The sequence below is a fragment of the Cellulomonas wangleii genome (assembly GCF_018388445.1).
Lineage (GTDB): Bacteria > Actinomycetota > Actinomycetes > Actinomycetales > Cellulomonadaceae > Cellulomonas > Cellulomonas wangleii.
In genome coordinates this window covers 2,044,144-2,070,779 of record NZ_CP074405.1, presented here as the reverse complement: position 1 = coordinate 2,070,779, position 26,636 = coordinate 2,044,144, and the positions used below count along the sequence as shown (strand labels likewise).

24 protein-coding genes and 1 riboswitch are annotated in these 26,636 nt (G+C 76.2%); of the genes, 2 read left to right on the top strand and 22 right to left on the bottom strand.

The window, feature by feature from the left end; translation table 11 throughout:
- Positions 1-146 precede the first annotated feature (146 nt).
- Entirely contained in the window at positions 147-491 is a 345-nt protein-coding gene (locus KG103_RS09525; protein ID WP_207342246.1) for an RNA polymerase-binding protein RbpA, read from the top strand.
- A 154-nt stretch (positions 492-645) separates the two neighbouring features.
- Here KG103_RS09525 and lnt read toward each other — a convergent pair whose 3' ends face one another.
- From lnt to KG103_RS09480, 9 genes are all read right to left on the bottom strand, one after another.
- Positions 646-2,214 carry an apolipoprotein N-acyltransferase gene (gene lnt / locus KG103_RS09520; protein WP_207342247.1) on the bottom strand — a complete coding sequence of 523 codons (1,569 nt, stop codon included), beginning with the start codon at positions 2,212-2,214 and terminating at the stop codon, positions 646-648.
- 466 nt (positions 2,215-2,680) lie between these two features.
- On the bottom strand, positions 2,681-4,300 hold the full coding sequence (locus KG103_RS09515) for an amidohydrolase (RefSeq protein WP_207342248.1): 1,620 nt from the start codon (positions 4,298-4,300) through the stop codon (positions 2,681-2,683).
- 64 nt (positions 4,301-4,364) lie between these two features.
- A complete protein-coding gene (locus tag KG103_RS09510; protein ID WP_207342249.1) occupies positions 4,365-7,256 on the bottom strand; it encodes a DEAD/DEAH box helicase in 2,892 nt (963 codons plus the stop codon).
- A gap of 31 nt (positions 7,257-7,287) precedes the next feature.
- Complete coding sequence (locus KG103_RS09505) at positions 7,288-8,202, bottom strand: diacylglycerol/lipid kinase family protein (protein WP_207342250.1); 915 nt, start codon at positions 8,200-8,202, stop codon at positions 7,288-7,290.
- Positions 8,199-9,041, bottom strand: a complete 843-nt coding sequence (tatC, locus tag KG103_RS09500) for a twin-arginine translocase subunit TatC (protein ID WP_207342251.1) — start codon at positions 9,039-9,041, stop codon at positions 8,199-8,201. The genes KG103_RS09505 and tatC overlap by 4 nt, the downstream gene beginning before the upstream one ends.
- Positions 9,042-9,090: 49 nt before the next feature.
- The gene (tatA, locus tag KG103_RS09495) at positions 9,091-9,378 is read right to left on the bottom strand and encodes a twin-arginine translocase TatA/TatE family subunit (RefSeq protein WP_207342252.1); all 288 of its coding nucleotides are present in this window, start codon (positions 9,376-9,378) and stop codon (positions 9,091-9,093) included.
- Between the two features lie 95 nt (positions 9,379-9,473).
- On the bottom strand, positions 9,474-9,806 hold the full coding sequence (locus KG103_RS09490; protein WP_207342253.1) for a hypothetical protein: 333 nt from the start codon (positions 9,804-9,806) through the stop codon (positions 9,474-9,476).
- Between the two features lie 2 nt (positions 9,807-9,808).
- Positions 9,809-10,795, bottom strand: a complete 987-nt coding sequence (locus KG103_RS09485; RefSeq protein ID WP_207342254.1) for a helix-turn-helix transcriptional regulator — start codon at positions 10,793-10,795, stop codon at positions 9,809-9,811.
- On the bottom strand, positions 10,788-11,846 hold the full coding sequence (locus KG103_RS09480; RefSeq protein WP_207342255.1) for a helix-turn-helix transcriptional regulator: 1,059 nt from the start codon (positions 11,844-11,846) through the stop codon (positions 10,788-10,790). Before KG103_RS09480 ends, KG103_RS09485 begins: the two co-directional genes overlap by 8 nt.
- Before the next feature lie 73 nt (positions 11,847-11,919).
- On the opposite strand from KG103_RS09480, the gene KG103_RS09475 reads away from it, so the two are divergent.
- On the top strand, positions 11,920-13,077 hold the full coding sequence (locus KG103_RS09475; protein WP_207342256.1) for a DUF3866 family protein: 1,158 nt from the start codon (positions 11,920-11,922) through the stop codon (positions 13,075-13,077).
- A 43-nt stretch (positions 13,078-13,120) separates the two neighbouring features.
- On the opposite strand, the gene KG103_RS09470 is transcribed toward KG103_RS09475, so the two are convergent.
- The 13 genes from KG103_RS09470 to coaBC form a co-directional block, all read right to left on the bottom strand.
- The gene (locus KG103_RS09470) at positions 13,121-13,567 is read right to left on the bottom strand and encodes a PH domain-containing protein (protein ID WP_207342257.1); all 447 of its coding nucleotides are present in this window, start codon (positions 13,565-13,567) and stop codon (positions 13,121-13,123) included.
- A 1-nt stretch (position 13,568) separates the two neighbouring features.
- Complete coding sequence (hisG, locus tag KG103_RS09465; protein WP_207342258.1) at positions 13,569-14,417, bottom strand: ATP phosphoribosyltransferase; 849 nt, start codon at positions 14,415-14,417, stop codon at positions 13,569-13,571.
- 62 nt (positions 14,418-14,479) lie between these two features.
- The gene (locus KG103_RS09460; protein ID WP_207342259.1) at positions 14,480-14,743 is read right to left on the bottom strand and encodes a phosphoribosyl-ATP diphosphatase; all 264 of its coding nucleotides are present in this window, start codon (positions 14,741-14,743) and stop codon (positions 14,480-14,482) included.
- A 46-nt stretch (positions 14,744-14,789) separates the two neighbouring features.
- Complete coding sequence (gene ribH, locus KG103_RS09455) at positions 14,790-15,263, bottom strand: 6,7-dimethyl-8-ribityllumazine synthase (protein WP_207342260.1); 474 nt, start codon at positions 15,261-15,263, stop codon at positions 14,790-14,792.
- A complete protein-coding gene (gene ribB / locus KG103_RS09450) occupies positions 15,260-16,636 on the bottom strand; it encodes a 3,4-dihydroxy-2-butanone-4-phosphate synthase (RefSeq protein WP_207342261.1) in 1,377 nt (458 codons plus the stop codon). The genes ribH and ribB overlap by 4 nt, the downstream gene beginning before the upstream one ends.
- Complete coding sequence (locus tag KG103_RS09445) at positions 16,633-17,247, bottom strand: riboflavin synthase (protein WP_207342262.1); 615 nt, start codon at positions 17,245-17,247, stop codon at positions 16,633-16,635. The genes ribB and KG103_RS09445 overlap by 4 nt, the downstream gene beginning before the upstream one ends.
- Entirely contained in the window at positions 17,247-18,296 is a 1,050-nt protein-coding gene (gene ribD / locus KG103_RS09440; protein ID WP_207342297.1) for a bifunctional diaminohydroxyphosphoribosylaminopyrimidine deaminase/5-amino-6-(5-phosphoribosylamino)uracil reductase RibD, read from the bottom strand. The genes KG103_RS09445 and ribD overlap by 1 nt, the downstream gene beginning before the upstream one ends.
- A gap of 168 nt (positions 18,297-18,464) precedes the next feature.
- Positions 18,465-18,598: riboswitch (FMN riboswitch) on the bottom strand.
- 124 nt (positions 18,599-18,722) lie between these two features.
- Positions 18,723-19,394: a ribulose-phosphate 3-epimerase gene (gene rpe, locus KG103_RS09435; RefSeq protein ID WP_249670526.1), complete on the bottom strand. Its 672-nt coding sequence runs from the start codon at positions 19,392-19,394 to the stop codon at positions 18,723-18,725.
- Positions 19,395-19,429: 35 nt separating this feature from the next.
- Positions 19,430-21,001, bottom strand: coding sequence for an RsmB/NOP family class I SAM-dependent RNA methyltransferase (locus tag KG103_RS09430; RefSeq protein WP_207342263.1), 1,572 nt, complete (start codon positions 20,999-21,001; stop codon positions 19,430-19,432).
- Positions 20,998-21,969, bottom strand: coding sequence for a methionyl-tRNA formyltransferase (gene fmt, locus KG103_RS09425; protein ID WP_207342264.1), 972 nt, complete (start codon positions 21,967-21,969; stop codon positions 20,998-21,000). Before fmt ends, KG103_RS09430 begins: the two co-directional genes overlap by 4 nt.
- Before the next feature lie 39 nt (positions 21,970-22,008).
- Positions 22,009-24,111 (bottom strand): primosomal protein N', encoded by a 2,103-nt coding sequence (locus KG103_RS09420; RefSeq protein WP_207342265.1) that lies wholly within the window; start codon positions 24,109-24,111, stop codon positions 22,009-22,011.
- A gap of 67 nt (positions 24,112-24,178) precedes the next feature.
- Complete coding sequence (gene metK / locus KG103_RS09415; RefSeq protein WP_207342266.1) at positions 24,179-25,378, bottom strand: methionine adenosyltransferase; 1,200 nt, start codon at positions 25,376-25,378, stop codon at positions 24,179-24,181.
- A complete protein-coding gene (gene coaBC, locus KG103_RS09410) occupies positions 25,375-26,625 on the bottom strand; it encodes a bifunctional phosphopantothenoylcysteine decarboxylase/phosphopantothenate--cysteine ligase CoaBC (RefSeq protein WP_207342267.1) in 1,251 nt (416 codons plus the stop codon). Before coaBC ends, metK begins: the two co-directional genes overlap by 4 nt.
- Positions 26,626-26,636 lie beyond the last annotated feature (11 nt).

Below are 26,636 nucleotides of genomic sequence, written 5' to 3'. Positions count from 1 at the left end.
AGGGGTGTTCACCAGACCTTCACGGTCGGCCGGAACATCGGGGTACCCGGCCGCGTTGACAGTCAGGTAGCAGAACGATTCGACTCACGATCCGGCAGGGCCCACCACGAGCGGGTCCACCGGGACGACACGGCACGGAGGTCCACATGGCCAACAGGTCCCTGCGCGGCATGCGCATCGGGTCCCACAGCATGGAGACCGAGGAGGGCGTCGACTTCGCCCCTCGGCTCCAGGCGCACTACGACTGCCCCAACGGCCACACCATCATCCTGCCGTTCTCCGTCGAGGCGGACGTGCCGGTGGTCTGGGAGTGCCGCTGCGGTGCCGAGGCTCTGCTGCGCGACGCGGCGCAGCCCGAGGCCAAGGCCGGCAAGCCCCCGCGCACGCACTGGGACATGCTCCTCGAGCGGCGCACGGTGAACGAGCTGCAGGAGCTGCTCGACGAGCGCCTCGGCCTGCTGCGCGCGGGCAAGCTGCGCCGCAGCGCCTGACGACGCGCACCGCACAACCCGACGACGCCCCGGTGGAGACACCGGGGCGTCGTGCTGCGTCGGCCCGGCGGTGCGGTCCCACGACGATGACGGCCTCTTCCGAGGCGATGCGGCCACCGGCGCCCGGCGGTGCCCAGGAGCGTCGACGGAGGTCTCAGGCGGGGCCGTCGGGCCGCTCGGCCCGCGGCAGCCTGGCCGCGCCCACCATGCCCGCCAGGACCACCCACACGGCGAGCACGTCGGCGACCAGCGCCGGCCAGTCGCCCGCGCGCGTCGCGGGCGTCAGGGACTCGCGCAGCGGCAGGTTCGCGATCATCTCGGCGTCGGTGAACAGCTCCGTGCGCTGCGTGACGACACCGTTGGGCTCGATGACCGCGCTCACGCCGACCGTCGAGATCTGCACGGTCGCGCGTCCGTGCTCGATCGCACGCAGCCGCGACATCGCCAGCTGCTGCGTGGACTCGTCCGACCAGCCGAACGACGCGTTGTTGGTCTGCACCACGAGCAGCTCGCCACCCTCGCTGACCGCGTCACGGACGATGGCGTCGTAGGCGACCTCGAAGCAGATCACGTCACCCACGACCACGGTGCGGCCCAGGCGGGACGACTCGACCGGGATGACGCCGGGCTCGGTGCCGGGCAGCATGTCGCGCGACACCAGGTCGACGGCGTCGGAGAAGTGCCGCACGAACGAGCGCATCGGGATGTACTCGGCGAACGGCGCGGGCCGCTGCTTGGAGTAGCGGGCCACCGGCCCCTCCCCCGGCTGCCACAGCAGCGCCGTGTTGTACCGGCCCCCGGCATCGGGGTACTCCACGGTGCCCACGAGCACCGGTGCACCCACCTCCTGCGCGACGCCGTCGATGAGGCCCGCTGCCTCGGCGTCGACCTGCGGGTCGATGTCCGTGCCGTTCTCCGGCCAGAGCACGAGGTCCAGGTCGCCCGGCTGGACGTCCTCGAGCAGCGCCCGGGTGCCGGCGACGTGGTTGTCGAGGACCTGACGGCGCTCGCCGAACGCGTCGAGCTTGCCGGGCTCCGGCACGTTGCCCTGCACCGCCCCGACCCGCAGGGTCCCCTGCTGCGCGACGGTGTCCAGCGGGATGAGCAGCGACCCGACGACCAGGGCACCGCCGGCGGCCAGGGCACCGGCGGTCCGACCCAGGGCGACCTGCCCCGCCGCGAGCACGGCCCGTGCCAGCAGCACGCCGAGTGCTGCGACGACGGCGCTGAGCACCGGGGTGCCGCCGAGCCACATGTACGCGGACAGCGACGAGTCGGCCTGCGAGAACGCGAGCCGACCCCACGGGAAGCCTCCGAACGGCCAGGCGGAGCGCAGCTCCTCGACGCCGACCCACAGCACCACGAACGCCGCGAGCTGCCACGCGCCGCTGCGCCAGACCGCGTGACCGCGCCTGGCCCAGGCCCACGCGGCGCCGAAGAGCGCCACGTAGCCTGCCTCGAACACCGTCAGTGCCAGCCACGGGACCGGCCCGACCGCGTCGTTCGCCCACGTGATCATGGGCCCGAAGCACGTCAGGCCCCACACGAGGCCGACCAGGGCGTTCCAGGCGGCGGAGTCGCGGCGCAGCGCCAGGTACAGCAGTGCCATGCCCACCGGGGCCAGGAGCGACAGGCCGGGCTCCGGGAAGGCGAGACGCGTGACCAGGCCGCCCGCGGCGGCCAGGACGAGCGTCAGCCAGCGGGCGGACGGTGGGACGGGCACCGCAGCAGCGTACGTCAGCCTCCGGAGGGGCCCTGTCGAGGCCCCGGTGACGACCGGGGACCGCACGGCCGGCCCGACCGACCGGCCCGCGCGCCCTTCGTACCGGCGAGGACGAGTCCTGCCGTTTTCTGTTGAGCGCGCGGACCCGGTCGGAGCTCGGACCGTGCGGCACCGGTCAGTGGCTCGTGGGTCCCCCTCCGGTGCCCGCAACGACGGGCCACTGCGAAACTACCCGTCTGACCCACCCTGTCAAGGGGACGTACGGCCAGGTCAGCGAGATCGGCGCAGGCCAGCACGGGTCCGTGGGTCCGCGCGCACTCCCCCCGCGCGGCGTGTCGCCCGCGTGTCGGCCATGCGGGCGATCTGGACGGTTCACCGGCTGCGCGAGCGGCGCCGTTTTTCACCCAGGGACGTCGCCGGCGCGGTGTCTCACGGACCCCCACCGGACCGAAGGCCGGCGGCCGCGTCAGCCCAGCGCGTCGTGCAGGACGACGCCTGCGCGCACCGTGCGCAGGCAGCGCGGCGCCGGCTCGTCGGGGCCGAGGTCCGGCAGCAACGGGCTCCCGGCACGCGCGTCGGCGCTCCACGTCGACGTGCGCGACGCCTGGACCACGAGGTGCTCGGCCTGCCACACCGCCAGGTGCGCGGGCGCACCGACCCGCAGCTCACCGGCACCGCTGTGGTCGAGCCCTGCCAGCCGCCATCCGCCGCGGGTCGCGGCCCGGAACGCCGCCCGCGCGCTGATGCGCTGGTCGGCCTGGTGGTGCGCCGATGCGGCCCGCACACCACCCCAGGGGTCGAACGGGGTGACGGGTGTGTCCGATCCCAGGGCGAGCGGCACGCCGGCGGCCGCGAGGTCGGCGAACGGGTTCAGCGCTGCCGCCCTTCCCTGGCCCAGCCGTGCGGCGTACATGCCGCCGGGGCCGCCCCACGTCGCGTCGAACGCCGGCTGCACCGACAGCCGCAGGCCCAGCAGCAGGATCTGCGCGAGCGAGTGGGCGTCGACCATCTCGGCGTGCTCGACGCGGTGGCCGGCGGCGGCGATCGCCGCCGAGCCCTCGACGTCCGCCGCGGCCCGCATCCCCAGCAGCAGCTCGTCCAGCGCGCGGTCCCCGATGACGTGGAAGCCGGCCTGCGACCCGGCCCGCGTCACTGCGGTGACGTGGTTCGCGATCTGCTCGGCGGTCAGGTGCAGGGTCCCGGACGTCCCCGGCGCGTCGGCGTACGGGTGCCGCAGGGCCGCGGTGCGCGAGCCCAGGGAGCCGTCGACGTTGAGGTCGCCGCCGATGCCCGTCAGGCCGGGCAGGTCGGCCAGCAGCGCGCGTGCGTCGTCGACCGTGACGCACGCCTCGGCGCGGTAGCCCACGACGAGCGGCAGGGCGGACGCCGCGTCCGCGGTCGTCGTCAGCAGCTCACGCAGGCCGTCACGGGTGTCGACGTGGGGCGCGGACTGCTCGTGGACCGCCACGATCCCGGCGGCCGCCGCCCGCCTCAGCGCGTCGCGGTACAGCGCGGTGCGCTCCTGCGCGTCGACCGCGAGAGCAACATCGCGGGCCGCGTGGTGCGCGGCCCCGACCACCAGGCCGTCCTGGGACCACCCGGGCAGGTCCCGCAGGCCGGCCAGGTCGGCCAGCGCGCTCGACACCACCGCCGAGTGCACGTCCACGCGGGCGAGGTACACGGGCAGACCCTGCCCGGCGGCGTCGAGCTCCGCCCGGGTCGGCGCCCGACCCTCGGGCCACGCGCCCTCGTCCCAGCCGGTGCCGTGCACGACACGGCGGTCCCCCGCCCCGCGCCGCGCGGCGACGGCCGCGACGGCGTCCAGCACGGCGGGCAGGGAGGCGCCGGTCAGGTCGAGCCCGGCCGCCGCGAGGGCGGTCTCGAGCAGGTGGACGTGCGCGTCCACGAACGCGGGCGCGACCAGCGCACCGCCCAGCTCGACCACCTCGTCGACGCCGGCGACCAGGCCGTCGGCCGTGTCGTCGGAGCCGAGCCAGGCGACGACCCCGTTCTCGACGAGGAGCGCTTCGGCGAAGGGGTCGGCCGGGGAGTGCACGACGCCGTGCCGGTACAGGGTCGAGCTCACATCAGCACACGATAGGGCCACGGCGGGCCGGTTGCGGTCCGCACACCGGCGACGGCCGCGGGCCTCAGACCGCCGAGTACGCCACGACGCCACGACGCACGGCCGCGACCGCCCGGCCCGCCGTCGTGCGCAGCCGCTCCGTCGGCGCCGCGCCGGCGACCTGGTCGAGCACGTCGACGACCTGCTTGCACCAGCGCACGAAGTCGCCGGCAGCCAGGTCGGTCCCCCGCAGCACGGCATCCAGGCTGCGCCCGGCGGCCCACCGGTGGATCGGCTCCACGAGCCCCAGGTCCAGCGGCTGGATGGTGTCGAGGCGCGCCCCGTGCTCCAGGTCCTCCAGCTCGGACCACGCGCGAACCGCGGCGTCGAGCGCGTGGCCCAGCCGGCTGTCCGGGCCCCCGGGCACGCGAGGCTCGGTGTCCTCCTCGCGGCGCGACCGGTAGACGATCGTGGAGACCGCCGCGGCCAGGCCCGGTGGGTCCAGCTCGTCCCACACGCCACGTCGCAGGCACTCCGCGAGCACCAGGTCGTTCTCCGCGTACAGGCGGCGCAGCCAGCGGCCGTCGTCGGTCACGCGCAGCGCCCCGGTGTCGTCCGTGGCGAGGTAGCCCAGGGTGCCCAGCACGTCGCAGATGCGGTCGAACACCGCCGCGATCGAGCCCGTGCGCCCCGAGATGCGACGCACCAGGGCGGCGTGCTCGTCACGCAGCCGCTCCCACCGCTCCGCCCAGCGCGCGTGGTCCTCGCGGTCGGGGCACCGGTGGCAGGGGTGCGCGCGCAGGCGGCGCCGCAGCGACGCGAGCTCGGCGTCCTCCGTGGCCGCCGACCGGGCCTCGGCACGCCGCCCTCCCCCTCGGGCGGGCGAGGGCACCACGTCGAGCTCGTCCAGCCGGGCGCGCAGGCGCGCGGCCAGGTCACGCCGCGCGGCGGGCACCCGTACCTCGAACCGTCCCGGTACCCGTAGCCGACCGACCGTCCGCAGGCCCGTCCCGACGTCGGCGACGGTGAGCCGACGCACACGTCGGTCCGTGGTCAGCACGGTCGGGCGCGGGCCGTCGAACCCGCCACCGCCACCGGGGTCCACGACGACCGCGTGCTCGGCGCGGCGACCGACGGGGATCTCGACCACGTCGCCCACGTGCAGCCCCTCGAGCGTGCGGGTGACGTCGGCCCGCCGTGCGGCCGCCGCCGCCTTGGCCATGCCGCGCTCGCGGTCGGTGATGGCGCGGCGCAGGGTCATGTACTCGGCGAAGTCCCCCAGGTGGCACGACATGGCCTCGGCGTACCCCTCGAGGGCCTCGGCGTGCGTCTGCGCCTGGCGTGCCAGGCCCACGACGCCGCGGTCGGCCTGGAACTGGGCGAACGACGTCTCGAGCACGTCGCGCGCCCGCTCCCGGCCCACCTGCGCCACGAGGTTCACGGCCATGTTGTACGTCGGACGGAACGACGAGCGCAGCGGGTAGAGCCGCCGCGACGCCAGCCCTGCCAGCTGGACGGGATCCAGCCCGGGGTGCGCGACGACGACGGCGTGCCCCTCGGTGTCGATGCCCCGGCGCCCGGCGCGGCCGGTGAGCTGGGTGTACTCCCCCGGCGTCACGTCGACGTGCGCGCTGCCGTCCCACTTGACCAGCTTCTCGAGGACCACGGAGCGTGCCGGCATGTTGATGCCCAGCGCGAGGGTCTCGGTCGCGAACACGACCTTGACCCACCCCCGCGAGAACAGGTGCTCCACCGTCTCCTTGAACAGCGGGAGCATGCCCGCGTGGTGCGCGGCGACGCCGCGCGCGAGGGCCTCGACGAAGGCGTCGTACCCGAGCACCCCCAGGTCCTCGGGCGGGATCGCGGCGCACCGCTCCTCGACGACGCGACGGATCTCGGCCTGCTCCCGCGGGTCGGTGAGGCGCACCCCCGCGGACAGGCACTGCTGCACGGCCGACTCGCAGCCCACCCGCGAGAAGATGAAGACGATCGCGGGCAGGAGACCGGCCTCGGCGAGCTCGTCGACGACCACGAACCGCGGCGGCGGGCGCAGGCCCGGCCCGGGCCGGTGGCCGCCGCGTCCCCGGTGCCCGCGGTCGCGCGGGCCGCGCTGGTCGCGCACACCGGCCGGCTGGCGCCGCAGGAGGTGCGTCAGGTCCGGGTTGATGGGCGGGTCGACGCCGGGCGCCGTCGGGTCGACGTGCCCGGCGTACAGGTCGAGCAGCTGGTCGCCCACCAGCACGTGCTGCCCCAGCGGCACGGGGCGGTGCTCGCTGACCACCACCGTGGTGTCGCCGCGCACGGTCGCCAGCCAGTCGCCGAACTCCTCGGCGTTGGACACGGTGGCAGACAGGGACACCAGCTGCACGTCGTCGGGCAGGTGGATGATCACCTCCTCCCAGACCGGACCGCGGAACCGGTCCGCCAGGTAGTGCACCTCGTCCATGACGACGTAGCCGAGTCCCTGCAGCGCCGGCGACCCCGCGTACAGCATGTTGCGCAGCACCTCGGTCGTCATCACCACGACGTCGGCGTCGCCGTTGACGGTCGTGTCCCCCGTGAGCAGGCCGACGCGCTCGGCGCCGTGGACCCGCGCCAGGTCCGCGTACTTCTGGTTCGACAACGCCTTGATGGGCGTCGTGTAGAACGCCTTGCGTCCCGAGGCGAGGGCGAGGTGGACGGCGAACTCTCCGACCACCGTCTTGCCGGCACCGGTCGGCGCCGCGACGAGGACACCGCTACCGCGCTCCAGGGCCGCGCACGCCTCGACCTGGAAGTCGTCCAGCGGGAAGTCCAGGCGGGCACGGAACGTGCCGAGCTCGCCACGCTCCGCGGCGGCCCGGCGACGCGCGGCCGCGTACCGCTCCGCGGGCGACGGCTCGTGGTCGGGCTCCCGCGGGGGCTGCGCGGTGGACGGGCCGCCGGACCGGCTGGGCTCGGCGGACGCGGCACGGGACGGTCGGCGACGTGGGGGCACGGGCCCACCCTAGGCACGCCCCGGCGGTGCGCTACCGGAGCACGCCGAGCGCGCCCGGCACCACCTCGACGAGCAGCGGCAGGGCGTCCACGCGCTCACCGTCCGCGAACGCGACCGGCGGTGCCGGGCCGAGCGCGGGGGCCGGCTCGACCAGCACGCGCCGCCCCCGGAGCACCTGCACCCGCGGGTCGTCGACGTGCTTGCCGCGGTAGATCCGCGGGAACACCCCGAGCGCCTGCCTGCGGGTCAGCGGTCCCGCGAGCACGACGTCGAGCAGGCCGTCGTCCGGGACCGCGTCGGGCGCGATGGGCAGGCCGCCACCGAACCAGGGCGTGTTGGCCACCGCCACGACCGTGCCCGCCGACTCCCAGACGACGTCGTCGACCTGCACGCGGTACCCGTACGGCCGGAAGGCGGCCAGCTCCGGGGGCAGCGCTCGCAGGTAGCGCGCGTGGCCCCGCGGCCACGTCAGGGCGTTCGCGCGCGCGTTGACGGCCGCGTCGAGCCCGCAGGACAGGACGCCGGCGCACCAGGTGCCCCGGGACCCGTCGGGCGGGCCGGCACGCAGCGCGTCGACCCGCTGCGGTGCGTCGCGCAGCGCACGGTCGATGACGGCGACCGCCCGGTCGACGTCGGCGCGCGGCAGCCCGAGGGCGCGCGCCACGTCGTTGCCGGTGCCCACCGCGACGATGCCCAGCGGCACGTCGGTGCCGGCCACGACGTCGACACCGAGGTGCACCATCCCGTCCCCGCCGACGACGACGAGCGCGTCGAGCCCGACCGTGGCTGCCTGCCGAGCCAGGTGCGTGGCCTGCGCGAGCGTCGGCGCCGACAGGTCGTGGACCACGTGCCCGGCGCGCTCCAGCAGCCGGTGGGCGCGTCGTCCGACACGGGTTCCCTGACCGGTGCCGGCGACGGGGTTGACGACCAGCCCGACCGTGCTCATGCGGTGCCGGGCGTGGCGTCGGTGCGCGCGCCCGGCCCGGTGGCGTCCCGGGTGGCGTCGTCAGGAGTCGTCTCGTCGGGCACGGTGCCGTCCAGGCGCGGCAGGCCCTGCGCGACGAGTGCGCGGTCCAGCCGGCGGTCGTGCAGCAGGCACACCCCGAGCGCACCGAGGAAGAGCAGGCAGATCGGCACGGCGACGACGAGCATGGAGACGGCGTCCGGGGTGGGGGTCGCGATGGCGGCGAAGACGAACGCGAGGACGATCGCCCACCGCCACCCCGCGGCCCACGTGCGCGCGCGGACGAGCCCGGCGAAGGTCAGGGCCACCATGACGACCGGGAGCAGGAACCCCAGGCCGAAGGCCAGGACGATCCGCATGACGAACGACAGGTAGAGCTGGGCGTCGACCCAGTTGGTCGTCTCCGCGGGCGCGAAGGCGGTGAACAGGCGCACCGCGTTGGGCAGCGCCCACCACGCGAGCCCTGCGCCGGCGAAGAAGAGCGGCACCCCGACGGCGATGAACCCGACCGCGTAGCGGCGCTCCTTGGACGTCAGCCCGGGGGTGATGAAGGCCCACAGCTGGTACATCCACCAGGGCGCGGTAAACAGCACCGCGAGGAAGAGGGAGACCTTCACCTGGACGTCGAACGCCGTCGCCACGCCCTGGAAGTTCAGCGACACGCGGTCGTCGCGGGCGTCGGCGGCGTCGAGGATCGGCTGCTGGAGCAGGTGGAAGACCGGCTCGTAGAGGAACCATCCCCCGACCGCGCCGACCACCAGGCCGAGCACGATCAGCACGATCCTGCGACGCAGCTCGCGCAGGTGCTCGCGCAGCGGCATGCGGGCTCCGGGGTCCGCCGCGCGTCGGGGCTTGCGGCTCACCGGCCGGTCAGGCGCGCGGCGGTGCGGCCGGCGCCGCGGGCGGCGGTGGGGGCACGTCACCGGCAGCCGGGGCGGTACCGGTGGTGGTGCCGGTCACCGGGTCGACGTCGACCACGGGGTCGGGGGTCGTCGTGCCACGGCGCCCGTCGTCCGCGAGGTCCTTGACCTCGTTCTTGAAGATCTTCATGGACTGCCCGATGCTCTTGGCGAGTCCCGGGAGCCGGTTCGCCCCGAAGAGCAGCAGGACCACCACCAGGACCATGATCACGTGCACGGCGCTGACGTTCCTGAGCATGACGACCCCTCTGTGGTCCGTTGTCCTGCGGCGAGTCTACGGGGTGGGCCTCCGGAGTCGAAGCGCTTCCGCACGCCGTCCGGGAGCGATTCGCCTCACCCGAACCAGCGGGTCGACGCATCGGCGACCGTGGCGCGGTGCCGCTCGCGGCGGCGCAGCCGGTGCTCCCGGCGGACGGCCCGCAACAGCTCGACCCGGTCACGCAGCTCCTGCGGGTCACGCCCGAGGGCCGGTCGGACCTCCACCCCGGCCGCGCGTGCCTGCTCCTCGAGCTCGGCGGTGCGGGCGGAGAGGCGGTCGGCCACCTCGCCCGCCCGCGCGAGCTCGTGGCCCAGGGCGACCGCCGCGTGCCACAGCCGCCGGCCGATCAGGAACGCGCCGGCCAGCGTCGCCAGGACCAGGACCGTCCACACCGTGAACCAGAACACCGTCAGCACTCCCCCGCGGTCGTCTCGAGCAGCGGCGCGTAGGCCGCCAGGGCGCCGCGGGCGGTCGCGGCCACGTCGTGCGCGACGTGCGCGGGCCGCACGTCGAGGACGTCGTCCGCCACCTGCAGCAGCAGGTGGCGGATCCAGGCGGGCTGCACCACACGCAGCTCGACCTCGAACGCCCCGTCGGCCAGCTCGCGCGTGCGCTCCACCGGGACCGTCTCGGCGACCCACCGCGCCCGGCCCGCCAGGCGGACGGTCACGAGCTCGCCGGACGCGTCGGGCTGGAACACGTCGGCGTCGGCGGCGACCGGGTGCTCCTCGGCCGGGACGTCGAGCACCTCGGCGTCGACGATCCGGTCGACACGGAACAGCCGCTCGGCGTCGGCCGCGAGCGACCACGCCAGCAGGTAGGAGTGCTCGTCCTCGCTGACCAGGCGCACGGGGTCCACGTCCCGCTCGGTGACGACGTCGGACGCGTCCACGTACCGCAGCCGCAGGCGGCGGCGTCCGGACAGGGCCGCGCCGACCGCGGCGGCGACCGCCGGCACGGCGCCGACCTGCAGCTCGACGTCCACCGGGACCCCCGCGGCCGCGTCGCCCGTGGCGGCCTGCACCTTGGCGAGCACGGAGTCCAGCACGGCCGCGCGCTCGGCGTCCATCGCGGGCCGCAGCGCAGCCAGGGAGCGCAGCGCGGCCAGCAGCGCGACGCCCTCGCGGGGGCCGAGGCGCAGCGGTCGCGTCACCCCGCGCCCCTCGGTGAGCCGGACGACGCCCTGCTCGTAGGAGGACGCGTCGAAGTCGATGAGGTCGTCCGGCAGGTACCCCGGCGTGCCGGTCACCCACAGGGTGTCGACGTCGGCCATGACCTGCTCGGGGGTGACGCCGAACTGGGCGGCGACCTGGTCCACGGGCACGTCCTCGTGCCGCTCGAGGTAGGCGATCATGCCCAGCATCCGCACCAGGCGGTCGCTCGCGCGCTCAGGCACCGCGTGCCTCCTCGGCGTCGGCGCGGTGCGGGGCCTCGTGGTGCGCCGGACGCGCGTCGAGGGTCGCGGCGACGCGCAGCATGCCGACCACGGCGTCGCGCACCTGCGGCGGGTCGAGCACGACGACGGCGTCGCCGTACCCGACGACCTCCTCGGCGAGCTCCCAGTCGACCCGGAACGGCACCGCCAGCAGGTCGCGCCCGGCGAGGACGTCGTCGGCACCGGTGGGCAGCGTGACGTCGGTCGGGGCCTGCGTGGCCCGCGCCCGCAGCGCACCGGCCCGCCCGGGGGTGACCGCGAGCAGGGCCGTCTGCTCCGGTCCTGTGGCACCCCACGTCCGCGCGGCGTCGGCGAGCTCGTCGGCGGTGGGCGGCGGGAAGCCGCCGGGCTCTCCCGCCGGTCGCACGGGTCCGCGGATGCGGGACAGGCGGAACGAGCGGCTGGCGCCGCGGTCGAGGTCCCGGGCGAGCAGCACCCAGCCGCCGCGGCGCGCCAGCAGCCGCCACGGCTCGACGCGCCGCTCGCGCACCTCCCCGGTGGTGGCCGCGTGGTACGTGAACCGCACGGCCTGGCGGTTCTGCACGGCGTCGACGAGCGGGGCGAAGGCCTCGCCGCCCGCGCGCACCCGCGGGGCGAGGCCGGCGACGAGGTCGTGGGCCTCGGGTGCCGTGCCCACGGCGCGCAGCTTGGTCAGCGCGCGCGTCGAGTCGGCGCGCAGCGACTGGTCCTGCCAGACCTGGGCGGCCAGAGCCAGGACCCCCAGCTCGGCGGCCGTCAGCTCGATGGGCGGCAGCGACCAGTGGGCGGTGTCGATGCGGTACCCGACGTCGTCGCCGTGCCCGGCGTGCGTCACGGTGAGCACCGGGACGCCGAGCTCGCGCAGCGTGTCCTTGTCGCGCTCGAACATCCGCTCGAACGCGTCGTCGGAGCGGGCGTCGCCGTATCCGGCCACGGAGGCGCGCACCTGCTCCTTGGTCATGCGCCCGGTGGTGTTCACCAGAGCGATGACGAGGTTGAGCAGGCGCTCGGCGGGCGGGATCGCGGGGGGCATCGGGCACCACGGTAGTCGTCCGGAGGCGCCCGGGCGGCGCGGGACGCTCCCGCCGCGCCGGTAGCGTGGGTGCGTGATCGCGTGGCGTGCGGGAGTCGTGACGGAGTGCCGGGCCCGGTGGGACGGCGCGTGCGAGTCGACGGTGGCGATCGAGGGCGAGGACCGAACCGTGCGGGCGCTGTCCTACCCGCACCTCGTCGGCGAGGTCGTGCCGGGTGCGCGGGTGCTGCTCAACGCCACGGCGCTGCTGCGCGGGCTCGGTACCGGCGGGTACGCCCTGGTGGTCGCCCGCACCGACTCGTTGGTGCCCGACCCGCTGCCCGGTCCCGGTCACCTGGTCAAGGCGCGGTACACGCCCCTGCAGGCGATGGTCCTGGGGGTGGACGACCAGGAGTCCGCGCACCACGAGGTGCTGCGCGAGGCCGACGACCTCGCCGGGCTGCCGGTGGTCGTGGCCGACCTGCACTCGGCGCTGCCGGCGGTGGTCGCCGGTGCCCGCGCCGCGGCCGACCGTCTCGGGCGTCCGGCGCCGCGGGTGGCGTACGTCATGACGGACGGCGGGGCGCTGCCGGCCTGGTTCTCCCGCGCGGTCGACGGCCTGCGCTCGGCGGGGTGGCTGCAGGCGTGCGTGACGGTGGGTCAGGCGTTCGGTGGAGACCTGGAGGCGGTGACCGTCCACACGGGGCTGCTGGCCGCGCGGCACGTGGTCGGCGCCGACCTCGTGGTCGTCGCGCAGGGGCCCGGCAACCTCGGGACGGGCACGCGCTGGGGGTTCTCGGGGGTCGCCGCCGGGGAGGCGCTCAACGCGGCCGGTGTCCTGGGCGGGCGGCCCGTCGCGTCGCTGCGCGTGTCGGGAGCCGACGCCCGCGACCGGCACCTGGGCGTGTCCCACCACTCGCTGACGGCGTACGGCCGCGTGGCGCTGCTCCCGGCCGACGTCGTCGTGCCGGAGTTCGCCCCGGACCTGCCCGGCACCCCGCAGGACCTCACCGCCGACCCGGACCCCGCGGCGTGGGCCGCCTTCGGGGCGCGCGTCGCGGCGCAGGCGGACGGGATCACGGCCCCGGCGGGGCGGCACACCGCGGTGCGGGTCGGCGCGGGGACGGCCCTGCTGGACGCCCTGCGCACGTGCCCCGTGCGGCTGTCGACCATGGGTCGGGGCCTGGACGCCGACCCGGCCGCGTTCCTCGCGGCGGCCGTGGCCGGCGCGCACGCCGTGACCGCGGGCTGACGCGGCGCCGCCGGCCCGGTGGACCGACCCGGCCGTGGCCGGGTCAGTCGTCGGCGGTCGTGGCGCTGCGGCGTGCGACCAGCGTGGCCAGGCGGCGCGCCTCCCGCTCGGCACGCTCGCCGTCGGCGCGCTGCACGCCCATGACGGCCAGGGTGTCCCCGTCCGCGAGGTCGAGCTGCACCCAGGGCCGGCCCTGGCCGAACCGCACCGAGACGATCTGCGCCCAGGTCACGTGCGTGGTGACCAGGAGGTTGCGCACGCGCAGGCCGGTCGCGTCCGGGACCGCGCTGACGGAGGCCTGCCGCCAGCAGAACCACGCGATCGCGAGGGCGAACAGCACGAACGCCACCTGGTCGAGCGGCGAGAGCCCGGGCATGACGGCGACGAGCAGGACCGTCAGGGCGAGCACGGCCACCGCGACGCCCAGCGTGACGGCGCGCGCGAGCCGCGGCCGGAAGGGTGCGTCGAGCCGGTCGTCGTCGGGCGTCACATCAGATCCGGCAGGCGAGGATCGACGTCACGAGGATCGCGCGGGCGCCCACGTCGTACAGGGCGTCCATGACGCGGTTGGTCTGGTTGCGCGGCACCATCGCCCGCACGGCGGCCCACTGGCCGTTGTGCAGCGGGGACACCGTGGGCGACTCCAGGCCGGGGGTGATGGCGACGGCCCGGTCCACCAGCTCCAGCGGCACGTCGTAGTCCATGAGGACGTACTCGCGGGCGGTGAGCACGCCCTGCAGCCGGCGGGTGAGGATGTCCAGGCCCGCGGGCTGGTCCACGTCGGCACGCCGGACCAGGACGGCCTCGGAGCGCAGGATCGGCTCCCCGAAGACCTCGAGGCCGGCGGCGCGCAGCGTCGAACCGGTCTCGACGACGTCGGCGATCACGTCGGCGACGCCGAGGCGGATGGCCGACTCGACCGCGCCGTCGAGCCGCACGACCGCGGCGGGCTCGATGTCACGCTCGCGCAGGTAGGCGCCCACGAGCTCGGCGTAGGAGGTGGCGACCCGCAGCCCGGCGATCTGCCGGGCGTCGGTCAGCCGGCCGGCGGTGCCGGCGAAGCGGAACGTGGAGCGGGCGAAGCCGAGCGGCAGGTGCTCGACCGCGGACGAGGCGGAGTCGATGAGCAGGTCGCGGCCGGTGATGCCGACGTCGACGGTGCCGGCACCGACGTACACCGCGACGTCGCGCGGGCGCAGGAAGAAGAACTCCACGTCGTTGTCCGGGTCCGGCAGGACCAGCTCGCGCGAGTCGCGGCGCTGCCGGTACCCGGCCTCCCGGAGCATGTCGACGGCGGGCTCCGACAGGGAGCCCTTGTTGGGGACGGCGATCCTCAGCACGGTGTCCTCGGGTGGTTCGGTGGGTGTCGGTGGGCGGTGCGTCCGGCTGCGGCCGGGACCCCTCACAGGTGCGTGTACACGTCCTGCAGCGTCAGGCCCTTGGCGAGCATGAGCACCTGCAGGTGGTACAGCAGCTGGGAGATCTCCTCGGCGGCGCGCTCGTCGGACTCGTGCTCGGCCGCCATCCAGACCTCGGCCGCCTCCTCGACGATCTTCTTGCCGATCGCGTGCACACCGGCGTCCAGCTCGGCGACCGTGCCCGACCCCTCGGGGCGGGTGACGGCCTTCTGGGACAACTCGGCGTACAGGTCCTCGAACGACTTCACGAGCCGAGCCTAGACGTCCGCCCGGCCCCAGCCGCACACGGGTCCGTCATGCGTCGCCCAGCGCACGCAGCGTGAGCGCCGTGGCGACCGCCGCCTGCGCGGCCTCGGCGCCCTTGTCCTCCCGCGAGCCGGGCAGCCCGGCGCGGTCGAGCGCCTGCTGCTCGTCGTCGCACGTGAGCAGCCCGAACCCGACGGGGATGCCGGTGTTCAGGCCGACCTGCGTCAGGCCCCAGGTGGCGGCCTGGCACACGTAGTCGAAGTGCGGGGTGCCGCCGCGGATGACGACCCCGAGGGCGACGACCGCGTCGGCCGTGCCCGCGGCGCGCTGCGCGGCCACGGGCAGCTCGAAGGAGCCGGGGACGCGCACCGTGGTGACGTCCTGCACACCGGCCTCGGCGAGCGCCCGCTCGGCGCCGGCGACCAGGCCGTCCATGACGGTGGTGTGCCAGCTCGCGGCGACGACGACGACCTTCAGGCCGCGGCCGTCCAGGTCCAGGGTGGGTGCGCCTGCGCCGCTCATGCCAGCTCCTCCAGGGGTTCGAACGTGTGGTCGGTCGTGTCGGCGCCCGCGGGTGCGGGGCCGGCGAGGACGGGGGCGACGTGCACGGCGGGTGCCACGGCCGGGGCGCCGTCGGTCGTGGGGTCGTCGAGGTGCAGCGCGTGGCCCATGCTGACGGCCTTGGTGCGCAGGTACGCCTCGTTGTGCGGGGTGCGTCCCACCTCCAGGCCGCGCACCTGGGTGACCTCGATGCCGTGGGCGCGCAGCCCGGCGACCTTGGCCGGGTTGTTGGTCAGCAGGCGGACGCGCCGCACGCCGAGCGCGGCGAGGATCGCCGCCGCCGCGCCGTACTCGCGCCGGTCGGCGGGCCACCCGAGGTCGACGTTCGCCTCGATCGTGTCGCGACCCTCGTCCTGCAGGGCGTACGCGGCGACCTTGGCGAGCAGCCCGATCCCGCGGCCCTCGTGCCCGCGCAGGTAGACGACCGCGCCGCCCTCCGCGGCCGCGATCTGCAGCGCCGCGTCCAGCTGCGGGCCGCAGTCGCACCGCGCGGAACCGAAGGCGTCACCGGTGAGGCACTCGGAGTGCACGCGCACCGTCGGCTCGGCGGCCAGCCCCGAGGTCGAGACGAGCGCGACGTGCTCGTCGCCCGTGCGCAGGTCGCGGAACCCGTGGATGCGGAAGTCGCCGTGGCGTGTGGGCAGGTACGCCGTGTGGGTGGCGTGCACGCGCGGCGCGAGGGCGGCCGGCTCGACGGGCTCCGGCTCCGTGTCGCCGTGGGCGAGCCGCCAGGCCCGCAGGTCGGCGATCGTCAGGAGCACCAGGTCCTCGTCGGCGGCGATCGCGGCCGCGTCCGGCAACCGCATCATGCTGCCGTCGTCGTGCACGAGCTCGGCGATCGCGGCGACGGGCTCCAGGCCGGCGAGCCGGCACAGGTCCACCGCGGCCTCGGTGTGCCCCGCACGGTGCAGCACCCCACCGGGCACGGCGCGCAGCGGCAGCACGTGCCCGGGGCGGATCAGGTCGGTGCGGCCCGAGGCGGGGTCCGCCAGGACCCGCAGCGTGCGGGCGCGGTCGGCGGCGGAGATCCCCGTGGTGACCCCCGTCGCGGCGTCGACGGTGACCGTGTACGCGGTGCGACGCGGGTCCTGGCTGTGCGGGACCATGAGCGGCAGGTCCAGCGCGTCCGCACGCTCCCCGGTCATCGGTGCGCAGAGGTAGCCCGAGGAGTGCCGGATGGTCCAGGCGACCCACTCCGGCGTCGCGGACTGCGCCGCGAGGACCACGTCGGCCTCGTTCTCACGGTCCTGGGAGTCGGAGACGAGCACCGGGCGCCCGGCACGCAGCGCGGCGAGCGCCTCCTCGACCGTGCCCAGACGGATGTCGGCGCTCACCGGGTCACTCCCGCCGTGGCCAGCAGCCGCTCGGTGTACTTCGCGAGCACGTCGACCTCCAGGTTGACCCGCGCCCCGGGCGCGAGCGCCCCCAGCGTCGTGACCTGCAGGGTCGTGGGGATCAGCGACACGCCGAACGTGTCGTCGCCCACGTGCGTCACCGTCAGCGACACCCCCTGCACCGTGATGGAGCCCTTCTCCGCCACGTAGCGCGCCAGCGCCGGCTCGAGCCCGATCTCCACGTCGTCCCAGCGGGGGCCGGGCTGGCGGGACCGCACGACGCCGACACCGTCGACGTGCCCCTGCACGACGTGCCCGCCGTACCGGCCGCCGACGGCCAGTGCCCGCTCGAGGTTGACGGCGTCCCCCGGGGCGAGGTCGCCCAGCGCGGAGCGACGCAGCGTCTCGGGCATCACGTCGGCGACGAACGTGCCGTCGCCCGGCAGGTCCGCGACGGTCAGGCACACGCCGCTGACCGCGATCGAGTCCCCGGGCCGCGCGTCGGACGTGACCAGCGGTCCGCGCACGCGCAGCCGCGCGTCCGCCTCGTCCCCGGCCCCGTGCTCCAGCGCGACGACCGTGCCCTGCTCCTCGACGATCCCGGTGAACATCAGTGCTCCTCCTCGGTGGACGGACGTGCGGCCGGGGCGGGTGCCTCGTCGGCCGGGGCGTTGCGGACCGTGGCGACGACGAGCACGTCGGGCCCCAGCGGGACCACCGTGCTCGGCTCCAGGCGCAGCGCCTGCGTGATGGTGGTGATGCCGAGGTCGCCGACCGCGGCCGGGCCGGCGCCCAGCAGCACCGGGGCGACGTACGCGTGGACCTCGTCGACCAGGCCGGCCGCGAGGAACGCGGCGGCGAGCGTCGGGCCGCCCTCGACCAGCACGTGGCGCACCTCGCGCTCGTGCAGCACGGCCAGCACCTGCGCGGGGTCGTGGGTGCGCACGGTCACGAGCTCTCCCCCGGGGCCCCGCAACCGGCTGCCGGCGGGCACGTCGCGATGACCCACGACGACCCGCAGCGGCTGGTGCTCGACGAGCGAGCCGTCCTCGGTCCGCGCCGTCAGCGACGGGTCGTCGGTCAGCGCGGTGCCCGTGCCCACGACGATCGCCCCGACGTCCGCGCGCAGCGCGTGGGCGTGCCGGCGTGCCACGTCCGACGTGATCCAGCGGCTCGTGCCGTCGACGGCCGCGATCCGCCCGTCGAGCGTGGTGGCGGTCTTCAGGGTCACGAAGGGGCGACCGTGGCGCACCGCGGGCAGCCAGGCGCCCAGCGCGGCCAGGCCCTCGTCGGCCAGGACGCCCGTCAGGACGTCGACCCCGGCCTCCCGCAGGCGGCGCGCTCCCCCGGCGGCGACGGGGTTGGGGTCCTCCACGGACACCACGACCCGCGCGATCCCGGCCGCGAGCAGCACCGTCGAGCACGGGCCGGTGCGCCCGGTGTGGTCGCACGGCTCGAGGGTCACCACCGCCGTGGCGCCGTGCACGTCGGCACCGCGCTCGCGGGCGTCGGCCAGCGCCGCGACCTCCGCGTGCGGGGTGCCCGCACCGCGGTGCCAGCCCTCCCCGAGCACGGCGCCGTCGCGGTCGAGCAGGACGCACCCGACACGGGGGTTGGGGCCCATCGGTCCGCGGTGCGCCAGCTCGAGCGCCCGGCGCATCGCGGTGACCTCGCGCGGGAGCGCGTCCTGCGGGCCCGGAACGGTCAGGTCGCGCGCGGTGTCCTGCGTCGTCGTCCGCGTCACCGTCCACCTCCGTCGCCGTCAGGGCTCCGGGGCAGCACGGGCGGAGGACCGTACCGTCACGGCACGCCCCAGGGCGCACCGCGCACGCGTCTCCTCCCATCCGGACTTTCACCGTCGGTCCCGGAGTTCCACCAGGTCAACCGCTCACCCCTCGCGGGGATCACGGGTCGCGGACTGTCACCGCCGGCTCGGACTTTCACCGACCCCGGAGCACGTGTGTGTTCGACAACGATGATGCCACACGGGGCATTCCCGCCGGGCCGCTCGCCCGCGCCCGGACCTGCGGCGTCGGACGCGCAGGGCCCGGTCCGCAGGGCCCGTCGCGAGGTCGGTCCGGCGACCTCAGGCCTGCGTCGTGGGGCGTTCGGCCAGCGCCCGCAGCGCCGCGATCTCCTGTGCGGGGTCCGCCGCCCCGTAGACGGCCGATCCGGCGACGAACACGTTCGCCCCGGCGCGCGCGATCCGCCCGATGGTGTCGCGCGAGACGCCGCCGTCCACCTGGATCCACGTGGCCGCCCCGGCCGCGTCCACCGCGGCGCGCGCCCGACGCACCTTGGCCAGCGTGCCCTCGATGAACGCCTGCCCCCCGAAGCCCGGCTCGACCGTCATCACGAGGATCATGTCGACCTCCGCGAGGAGGTCGAGGAACGGCTCGACCGGGGTCGCGGGGCGCAGCGCCACCGCGGCGCGCACGCCGCCGGCCCGCAGCTCGCGCGCCAGGCGCACGGGCGCCTGCGTCGCCTCGGCGTGGAACGTCACCGACGCGGCGCCCGCCTCCGCGTACTGCGGGGCCCACCGGTCGGCGTCCTCCACCATGAGGTGCACGTCCAGCGGCAGCGGGCTGACCTGCGCCAGCCGCCGCACCACCGGCAGGCCGATCGTGAGGTTCGGCACGAAGTGCTGGTCCATCACGTCGACGTGCGCGTGGTCCGCCGACGCGATCGCCTGCAGGTCCCGCTCGAGGTTCGCGAAGTCGGCGGACAGGATGCTCGGGTTGATCAGCACGGGTGGCACGAGCACCACGCTACCGACCCCGCCGACCGCCGCGCTCAGAGCCGCCGCAGCAGCGTCAGGTGCATCGCGTCCGTGCCGTGCACGTGCGGCCACAGCTGCACGTCGGTGCGCCCCGGCACCGGCTCCCACACCGGCGCGACACCGGCCAGGACGGGCGCGGCGTCGACGACCTCCGCGGGCGTGCCGGCCCGTGCGGCGGCCCGCAGCCCGTCGAGCACCACCAGCTGCGTCTCGGCCAGGTGCGGCGAGCACGTCACGTACGCGACCACGCCCCCGGGACGCACCGCGGCCAGCGCCGACGCCAGCAGCGCGCGCTGCAGGGCACCGAGCGTCGCCAGGTCCGCCGGCGTGCGCCGCCAGCGCGACTCCGGTCGCCGGCGCAGCGCACCCAGGCCGGTGCACGGGGCGTCGAGCAGCACACGGTCGTAGGAGTCGGGCTCCAGCTCCCCCACCGTGCGCCCGTCCCCCGTGCGCACCTCCTCGACGGCGTCACGGGGCACCGCCCGCAGCGCCTGCTCGACAAGCCGGGCGCGGTGCGGCTGCACCTCGTTGGCGACCAGCCGGGCCCCCCGCTCGGCGGCCAGGGCACCCAGCAGCGCCGCCTTGCCGCCGGGTCCCGCGCACAGGTCCAGCCAGCGCTCGTCGCGCCCCTCGACGGGAGCCGCGGCGAACGCCAGCGTCACGAGCTGCGACCCCTCGTCCTGCACCCCGGCCAGGCCGTCGCGGACGGCCGGCACCGCGCCCGGGTCTCCGCCGGTCAGCACCAGCGCCGTCGGCGCCAGACCGGCCGGCACGGCGTCGACCTGCTCCGCCAGCCCCGCCGGCGTCACCAGCCCGGGACGCGCCACCAGGGTCACGCGAGGTGACGCGTTGTCCGCCTCCAGCAGCGCCGCCAGCTCGTCCGCCGAACGACCCGACCCGACCAACGACTCGCGCAGCGCCCGGACCACCCACGCCGGGTGGCTCTCCACGGCCGCCAGCCGCGCCACCACGTCGTCACCCGTGGGGTCGGCGGCGTCCGCGACCCGCGTCAGCCACACGTCCAGGGGCTGCTCGGCCACCCGGCGCAGCACCGCGTTGACGAACTGCGCCGCACCGGCCCCGACGCGCTCGCGGGCCAGGCCCACCGTCTCGGAGACCGCCGCGTGCGGCGGCACCCGCATGCCCAGCAGCTGGTGCGCACCCATGCGCAGCACGTCGAGCACCGGCGGGTCCACCTGGGCGAGCGGACGCGACGACGCCTGCTCGAGCACGGCGTCGTACCGGCCCCGCAACCGCAGGGTGCCGTACGCCAGCTCCGTGGCGAACGCCGCGTCACGCCCGGCGATGCGACGCTCGCGCAGCAGCGGCGGCAGCACCAGGTTGGCGTACGCGTCCGAGTCCGCCACGGCCCGCAGGGTGTCGTACGCCGCACCGCGGGCCGCGTCGCCCTGCCGCGTACGCTGCGACGGCGCGGCCGTGGTGCGCCCCGCGCGACCCTGCACCCGCGCCTCACCGCGCTGTCGGCCCCGCGCGTCGCGTCGCGCGTCCTGGCCGCTGCCGTCGCGCCGCGGGCGGTCGTCCCGCCCGGCACGGTCGTCACGACGCGGACGGTCCTCCCGGGTCATCGGGCACCCCCCTCGGTGACTGCGGCCTCCTGCGGCACACTGCCCAGGACGGTCGCCGCCTCGAGGCGCGCACCCCGCGCCCAGTCGGCCGCGGGCATCGGACGCTTGCCCGGTGCGGTCACCTCCCCCAGGCGCACGGCACCGGCGCCCGTGCCGACGAGCACCTCCCGCTTGTCCGCACGCACCTCCCCCGGGCGCAGGTCCGTCACCTCCGGGACCGGGCGCACCGGCCCCACGCCGAGGCGCTGCCCGTCCGGCAGGGTGGTCCACGCGCCGGGGGCCGGCGTGCAGCCCCGGATCCTCCGGTCGACGGCGGTCGACGGGTGCTCCCAGCGCACCCGCGCGTCCTGCACCGTCAGCTTGGGCGCCAGGCTCACCCCGTCCGCCGGCTGCGGCACCGGCTCCAGCACGCCCTCCTCGAGGGCGTCCAGGGTCCGCACCAGCAGCTCGGCCCCCGCCACGGACAGCCGGCCCAGCAGGTCGCCGGACGTGTCGGTGGGGCGGATCGTCTCGGTGAGCGTCCCGTACACCGGCCCCGTGTCCAGCCCTTCCTCCAGCCGGAACGTCGAGGCCCCTGTGACCTCGTCACCCGCCATGACGGCGTGCTGCACCGGCGCGGCCCCGCGCCAGGCGGGCAGCACCGAGAAGTGCAGGTTCACCCAGCCGTGCCGCGGGACGTCGAGCAGCGTCGGCGGCACGAGCACCCCGTAGGCCACCACCGGTGCCGCGTCCACACCCAGCGCGGTGATCTCGGCGACCACCTCCGGGTCGCGCAACGTCCGCGGGGTCAGCACCGGCAGACCGCGCTCGCGGGCCAGGGCGCCGACGGGCGACGGCTGCAGCGTGCGTCCCCGCCCGACGCGCGCATCGGGCCGGGTCAGCACCGCGACCACCTCGTGCCGGGAGGCCAGGAGGGCCTCGAGGGAGGGGACGGCGGCCGCGGGACTCCCCGCGAAGAGCAGACGCATGGGTTCGATCCTAGGTCGGGTCACCCCACGCGCCGTGCGTCACAGCACGTCGGCGGGGTCCATCTGGACGCGGACGGTGCCGCCCTCCCGGCGCGCGCTGCGGATCGCGACGGACGCTGCGACGGCGGCCGCCAGCGTCGCCCCGTCGGCCGGGGGCACGCGCAGCAGCGTGCGCACCTCGGGCTCCAACGCGGCGCCTCGGTCGTCCTGCGGCACCGGCACGGGTCCGAGCACCTCCAGCACGGGGACGTCGACGCGCGTGACGACCGCGGCGACCGCGTCCCGCGTGCCGGTCAGCGAGGCGACCCGGACGGCCGGCGGCAGCCGGAGCTCGGCCCGCTCGTCGAGCTCGCGTTCAGCGAGGCCCGCGGGGTCCCAGCGGACGAGCGCCTGCGTGGGGCGCACGGCACCGTCCCCGACGAGGAGCACCTGCCCCTCGGGGCGCACGAGCGCGGCCGCGCCCAGCCAGCGGCGCAGCGCGTCGACCTCCGCCCCCAGCCGCTCCCCGGCGCTGGCCACGGCGGCGTCGAGCAGCACGGCGGCCGCGTAGCCGCCGGGGGCGTGCGGCTCGGCACCCGGCGTCGCCACGACGAGCGCCGGCCGGTCGGGCACCTCGGACAGGACGCCGCCGGCCGCGCGGGCGCCGGACACGCGCACCGTGGTGCCGGGGAACGCCCGGCCGAGCTCCTCGGCGGTGCGCTCGGAGCCGACGCGGACCGACCGCAGGGCAGCGGCACCGCACTCGTCGCACCGCCAGCCCGTGGCGAGCCGGCCGCACCAGCCGCAGGACGGCGGACCGTCGCCCGACGTCAGGCCCAGCGGTCCGTGGCACGTGGCGCACCGCGCGGGCGTCCTGCACCGGCCGCACGCGACGACGGGGACGTACCCCGCACGCGGCACCTGGACGAGGACGGGGCCGAGGGCGAGGGCGTCCCGCAGGACGCGCCACGCCGGCGCGGGCAGCCGGGCGGCCGCCGCGGGCCCCTCGCGCGCCAGCTCCACGCTCGTCAGCGCGCGCACGCGCGGCGTGCGGGCTCGCACCCCGGCACGGTCGGCGGACACCTCGTGCGCCCAGCCGGTCGCGACCAGGTGCTGCGCCTCGACGGTCCGGGCGTGGCCACCGACCAGCAGGGCGGCACCCTCGAGCTCGGACCGCAGTGCCAGCACCTCGCGGACGTGCGGGTACGGTGCGCGCGGCTCGGCGTGCTGCAGGTCGCCGTCGTCCCAGCACACGACCAGGCCGAGGTCCGCCACGGGCGCGAACGCCGACGCCCGTGTCCCGACGACCACCCGGGCGCGTCCCCGCAGGGTCGCGAGGAAGGACCGGTACCGGGCGGCGGGGCCGTCCTCGGCGACCAGCCGCGTCACGGGGCCGCCCTCGGACACGTCCGTGAGCCCCGTCTCACGCAGCGCGGTGCACACCCGATCGACGTCCCGTGCGTCGGGCACCACGACGAGCGCGCCACGGCCCCCCAGCAGGGTCGTCGCCACCGCCTGGGCCACGGCGGCTGCCCAGCGGTGCTCACCGGTGCCGGGCAGCGCCGTCCACACGGCCCGCGGCGCACCGCCCGCCAGGACGTGACGCAGGAACGCCGGACCGCCCCGGTAGGCCTCCCAGGCGGGCGCACCGGGCGCGGGTGCGGCCACGACCGCCCCGGCGACGGCCTCGCCGGAGTCGGGTGCGTCGACCTCGCCCTCCACGCGTGCGTGCCGCGGCGGGACCGCGAGCCGCAGCACGTCGGCCAGGCTCCCCGCCCACCGGTCGGCGACCGCGCGCGCCAGCCGCGCGACCGCGGGCGCGACGACGGGCTCGGAGGACACGACCCGCCGCAGCGGCAGCAGGCGTCCCTCATGGTCGGCCTGCTCGACGCGCTCGAGCAGCCACCCGTCGACGTCCTGGCCGGCGAACCGGACCTTGACCCGGACACCGGGGCGCGCCGCGTCGTCGAGCGTCTCGGGCACCAGGTACTCGAACGGGCGGTCGAGGTGCGGCGGTGCGAGGTCGACGCAGACCCGCGCCACGGGCAACCGGGCGGCCGGCCCGGGCGGCGCGGCGACGCGGCGCCGGCGTGGTGCGGCAGGCACCTCGAGCCCGGCCAGCGCCGGCTGCTCGGGGGTGCTCGCGCTGGTCACGCGGTCCATCCCACCACGGCGCCGGGTGTCCGCGTGGCGCTCGTCCGAGCCACCGCCGTCGGACGGCCGGGCGCGGTCAGCCGACGGCCGACAGCAGGTCGGCCGTGCGGTCGGTGCGCTCCCAGGTGAACTCCGGCAGGTCACGACCGAAGTGGCCGTACGCCGCTGTGCGCCGGTACACGGGGCGCAGCAGGTCGAGGTCGCGGATGATCGCCGCGGGGCGCAGGTCGAAGACCTCGCGGATCGCCGCGGTCAGCCGGTCCTCGGGCACCGTGCCGGTCCCGAACGTCTCGACGTACAGGCCCACGGGGTGCGCCTTGCCGATCGCGTAGGCGACCTGCACCTCGCAGCGGCGCGCGAGGCCCGCGGCGACGACGTTCTTGGCGACCCACCGCATGGCGTACGCCGCCGAGCGATCGACCTTGGACGGGTCCTTGCCGGAGAACGCACCACCGCCGTGGCGCGCCATGCCGCCGTAGGTGTCGACGATGATCTTGCGTCCCGTCAGCCCGGCGTCGCCCTGCGGGCCGCCGATCACGAACTGGCCGGTGGGGTTCACCAGCAGGCGGTGGCCGGAGGTGTCGATGCCCGCGTCGGCGAGCACGGGTGCCACGACGAGCTCGGCCACCTGCGCGGCGAGGGCCGACTCGTACAGGTCGGGCTCGTGCTGCGTGGACAGCACGACGGTGTCGAGGGACACGGGCCGGTCGCCCTCGTAGCCGACCGTGACCTGCGTCTTGCCGTCGGGCCGCAGGCCGCGCAGCGTGCCCTCCTTGCGCACCTGGGCGAGGCGCTCGGCCAGCCGGTGCGCCAACCAGATCGGCAGGGGCAGCAGGGAGGGCGTCTCGTCGCTCGCGTACCCGAACATCAGCCCCTGGTCGCCGGCACCCTGCAGGTCGAGCGGGTCGAGGTCCGCGGCGTCCTGGCGGACCTCGATGGCCTTGTCGACACCCGCGGCGATGTCGGGCGACTGCTGGCCGATGGAGACCGACACGCCGCAGGAGTCGCCGTCGAAGCCGATGAGCGAGGAGGTGTAGCCGATGCCGCGGACCACCTCGCGGACGATCTGCGGGATCTCGACGTACGCGCTGGTCGTGACCTCACCGGCGACGTGCACCAGGCCGGTGGTCACCATCGTCTCGACCGCGACGCGAGCCGTCGTGTCCTGCTCGAGGATGGCGTCGAGGATCGCGTCGGAGATCTGGTCGCAGATCTTGTCGGGGTGGCCCTCCGTCACGGACTCCGAGGTGAACAGGCGGAGAGGCGTGGAGGTCATGCCCGAAGCGTAGCCGCGCCGCCGGGGCGTGGTGAGCGGATGTCCACCACCGGGACCACGGTGTCCCACACGGCGTGGGCGACCTCGCCCTTGGTGCCCGCCGCCTGTGTGACGACGTCACCCGCCCGGTCGAGCACGGTGATCTCGTTGGTCGTGGTGCCGAAGCCGCGCCCGTCGCCGACCGCGTTGACGACCAGCAGGTCGGCGCCCTTGCGCAGCGCCTTGGCGCGGGCGTGGTCGAGCACGGTGCCGGTGGCGTCACCGGTCTCGGCTGCGAAGCCGACGACGACCTGGTCGGTGCGGGGCGGGTCCGTGACGAGCTCGCGCAGGACGTCGGTGGTCTCGACGAGCCGGAGCACCGGGTCGTCCCCCGACTTCTTGAGCTTGGCGTCGGCGACGCTCGCCGGGCGGTAGTCCGCGACGGCGGCCGCCATGACGACGACGTCCGCGTCGCGCGCGGCCCCGCGGACGGCGCGCCGCAGCTCCTCCCCCGTCTCCACGGGCACGACCTGCACGCCGGCACCGGCCTCGGTCAGGACGTCGGCGGCGACGTTGGCCGCGACGAACGTGACCTCGGCACCGCGCTGCGCGGCCGTCCGGGCCAGCGCCGCGCCCTGGCGTCCGGACGACCGGTTGCCGAGGAACCGGACCGGGTCCAGGGGCTCGCGCGTGCCGCCGCCGGACACCACGACACGGCGACCGCGCAGGTCCTGCTCGACGGGCGGCTCGAGCAGCCGCAGCGCGGCGGCCGCGATCACCTCGGGCTCCGGCAGGCGTCCTGCCCCGGTGTCGGTGCCCGTGAGGCGGCCGACAGCGGGCTCGAGCACGTGGACGCCGCGGGACCGCAGCGTCGCCACGTTGGCGACGGTGGCCGGGTGCTCCCACATCTCGGTGTGCATGGCCGGCGCCAGCAGCACCGGGCACCGCGCCACCAGCAGGGAGGCTGTCAGCAGGTCGTCGGCCCGGCCGGCTGCGGCACGGGCCAGCAGGTCGGCGGTCGCCGGGGCCACCAGGACGAGGTCGGCCGTCTTGCCGACGGCGACGTGCGCGACCTGGTCGACGTCCTCGAAGACGTCGGTCGTGACCGGCTCGCCCGACAGGGCCTCCCAGGTCGCACGGCCGACGAACTCCAGCGACGCGCGGGTGGGCACGACGCGCACGGCGTGGCCCTGCTCGCGCAGGATCCGCAGGAGCAGGACCGCCTTGTACGCGGCGATCCCGCCCGCGACCCCGAGGACGATGCGCATGACGGGGAGGC